This window comes from Pseudomonas sp. NMI760_13 (assembly GCF_021283245.1).
Taxonomy (GTDB): domain Bacteria; phylum Pseudomonadota; class Gammaproteobacteria; order Pseudomonadales; family Pseudomonadaceae; genus Aquipseudomonas; species Aquipseudomonas peradeniyensis.
In genome coordinates, this window is sequence record NZ_JAJSRC010000071.1 from 1 (window position 1) to 2,236 (window position 2,236).

A 2,236-nucleotide genomic window follows, 5' to 3' on the forward strand; every position below is an offset into this window, starting at 1 on the left:
AAGGGGCAAGGTTTCAACGAGCTGCGCTTCGAGGATGAACTGGGGCAGGAAGAGGTGTTCATCCATGCGCAGCGGGATCAGAACAATCGGGTAGGCCATGACGAAACGACCTGCGTTGGCCGCAACCGCATCGAACAAGTGGGCAACGATGAGCAAATCAGCGTCGGCAACGACCTTCGCCAGGAAACCGGCAATGACCACACCCATGCCGTAGGCCGGGACTGCCATCTGAAGGTCGGCCAGGACCTGTCCATACAGGTGAGCAATGATCGCAGCGAAACCATCGGGGTGAATCAACACACCCTCGTCGGTGGCAACAGCGAACTGCGGGTGGACGGTCATCAGCGCATTGCCGTCGGCCAGGGCCTGGACCAGCAGACAACGGTCTTTCGACTCACCGCCAGCGAACGTATCGAGCTCATAAGCCCAGGTGCAAGCCTCGTGCTCGACCAGCAGGGCCTTACGCTCAACGGGTTGACGCTCAACTTTCATGGCCTCACGCAAGCAGGGGCCGAAGGCGCCGGAAATGTCACGGCACTGGAGCTCACTGCGAACAGCGGCAGTGCCTGTGAGGAAAAGGGCCGATGAATACCGCTGACTTGACCCAGTTCGTCATGGATCACCACACCTCGGACCAGTACTGCCACGTGCTGATCGACCCCACTGCGGTGTCCAGCCGAAGTGACCACGCCGTGCTCGAAGGTTTACGCCAAGGGCTGGGGGCGAAAGTGCTGACGCCGATCTACAGGACCGACCTCGCCCACGCCCCCGACGCCCATCCGATCCTGGCCTGCCTGGCGTCTCCGGGAGAACCCCTGCCGGAATCCCTGGTGACCCTGACGGCACGGGCAAGCCTGCGGGATGTTCAGCGGCCTGGGCGCCTGGTCTGTGGCTGGCTATTCAGTGACACGCCTGCCGCGGCCTTGGCCAAGCACATCATGACGCTGTGCGAGGTCCCGACCATGGGAACGCAGACCTGCTTCTATCCGGTATTCGAACCTGTACGCCTGGAACTGCTTGCAGCGGCCTACGAACACGCAGAGCAAATGCCATGGTGGCCCATCCACCGTTGGCTGTTCCTTACCAGCGGCGGGTTTGCCGTGCGCATGATCGGTGAGCCGTACGCCCAAAAGCCGATACCGGTCGCAGCTGACGAAATGCAAGCCGAAGCTCCGTTGGTCCAGGCCATGCTCAGCGCCTGGCGCGCCCTGCTCCCACAGACCGATGACCGGCCTTCCCTGCCAGCGGTCGCCGCCGTGCTGGCGTACGAAGAGATCGTCCAGGCACGCAGACAGGGCTTGAGCGAGCCAGCCGACATCATTGCCCTGGCCCTCCATCAACGCTGCCTGCACCCGCAGCTGCATACCTACCCTGCGCTCCGCACACTGATCGACAAAGCCGTGCATGCGCAGATCCCGCTGACCCAGACACTCGCCGAATACACCGAATCCAACTGGCGGTATGTGCTTGCAAACCTGCCTCAATCCGGAGTACGCCCATGACCCTCAGCAAGCGAATCGCCCACGTCATCGCCGAATCCGTCCTGCCCCACGACCAGTGCCAGGCCTGCGAACGCAAGGGCCTGCCCATCCTGCCCCTGCGCCGCGCCCTGGTCCCGGACCTGCGCCCGGCCTACCGTCACCCCCTGGCCGGCGGTGACCAGGTGGCCACCCGCATGGGGCTGCGCACCCTGCGCACCGGCTACCTGTATGTCCTGCTCGACCAGCGCATCTGGTACGCCTACGAAGTCACCGACGAGGCCCACCTGCGCCGCTTCAACCCCATCGAGCCGCCGCCCGCGCCACCGCGTTTGCTCGCCCGCCAGTGCCTGGGCGAAAACCACGACATCCCCTCCTCCTTCCTCACCGTCGACACCGAGGCCTTCTCCACCGCGTGGATCGCCTTCAGCAGCGACGCCTGGCCGCCCAGCGTGCTCAATGCCTACCGCAACGCCAAGACCCCGCCCGAGCGCTTCCAGGTGCTGGACCTCACCCTCGCCCGCAGCGCCCCCGCCCAGCTCGGCATGGCCATGACCCTCAGCGAGCTGCAGGTAGACCGCGAGGTCTTCGAGTACAACCAGCAACTGCCCGGCGCCTTCGACAGTGTCCATGGCTTTCACAGCCGCCTCCTGCGCCAGACCGCCACCCGCGGCTACCTGGTCAACGCCATTGCCCGCCACCAGCTCGAACACGGCGTGCTCGCCCTGGTGCTCGACGACACCGTCGGCCTGGTCCAG

Annotated in this window: 3 protein-coding genes; all 3 read left to right on the plus strand. The window is 64.8% G+C overall.

Annotated features, from left to right (window positions below; translation table 11 throughout):
* On the plus strand, positions 1–588 hold a 588-nt coding region (locus LU671_RS29150), incomplete at its 5' end, for a bacteriophage T4 gp5 trimerisation domain-containing protein (RefSeq protein WP_442964161.1).
* Positions 585–1,502, plus strand: coding sequence for a hypothetical protein (locus tag LU671_RS29155; protein WP_232857805.1), 918 nt, complete (start codon positions 585–587; stop codon positions 1,500–1,502). The genes LU671_RS29150 and LU671_RS29155, both read left to right, overlap by 4 nt.
* Positions 1,499–2,236, plus strand: a 738-nt coding sequence (locus LU671_RS29160) for a T6SS effector BTH_I2691 family protein (RefSeq protein ID WP_332880102.1), incomplete at its 3' end; no start/stop codon positions are given. The genes LU671_RS29155 and LU671_RS29160, both read left to right, overlap by 4 nt.

What these genes read in the sequence shown, in the direction of transcription:
- LU671_RS29155 (WP_232857805.1), top strand. Translation starts at nt 585, where the DNA reads ATGAATACCGCTGACTTGACCCAGTTCGTCATGGATCACCACACCTCG.